This is a genomic window from Oleiphilus sp. HI0067, from assembly GCF_001635735.1.
Window position 1 is genome coordinate 1 of record NZ_LWFI01001536.1, and the last position, 838, is coordinate 838.

The 838-nt window shown below is 46.8% G+C and carries 1 protein-coding gene; it reads left to right on the forward strand.

Annotated features, from left to right (window positions below; genetic code table 11):
- Window positions 1–13: 13 nt before the first annotated feature.
- The coding region (locus tag A3739_RS25115; protein WP_156502821.1) for an autotransporter domain-containing protein at window positions 14–838 on the forward strand (825 nt) is incomplete at its 3' end.

Genomic DNA, 838 nt, shown 5'->3' on the forward strand with positions numbered 1-838 from the left:
AAAGTCGTTCCGTATGATAGAGGCAAAAAGCGGTGCGACAGGCAATATCGTCATGCAGCGTCAAACCATTGAGAATGATGTGGTCTTGGAGGAAGGACCAAATGTTCCGGTATTGATAGACTTCTTTATTGCTGACGACAACACCAATGGCAAATCCGATCTAACCATCTACGCCGAAGAGCAGCTGCCGGTTAGTTTGAAAAAGCACCCTGGTGCTAGAGCGCATAGGAATCGACAATCGGTGACGAATTTATTACCAACAGTCGCGACGCAACCAACACCTCCACCTAGCACGCCGGGTAACCCTCAACCGCCCGTGCAAACGCCTGCCCAGCAGCAAGCTCAGCAAAATATCTTTAACGCGGTTCAAACAACGACAAACTCTCAAGCTGCTCCAAGTTTCTCTAGTATTCACCCTGAGCCAATTTCATCGCAGATGACGGTGCAAATTGAGCAAGCCGACAATATGCTGAATACGGTATTGGGCGTGAATACGCTTGCGCGCGACACCGAGGTAGATCTTCAGAGCTATGGTTCATTTTTCTTCGGAAGCAGTAACTCACACCCTAGTGGTGTTTGGGCCAATATTAATTACATCGATGGCAAGGTTGATGGGCAGGGCGACTTAGGTAATTTTGATTACTACCTAACAAGCTATACCTTTGGGAATAGTTTTATCCATCATGATGATTATGAACTTGGATTATTCTTTGGATTATCCAACGAGAGCATGACGGAACATGACCAAGCTAACGTGAGCTTTGATTCGGACGCCTACCACTTAGGCTTGTATGGTGGATACCGTTTGAATGATCGTTGGGATCTGATCTGGGGGTTT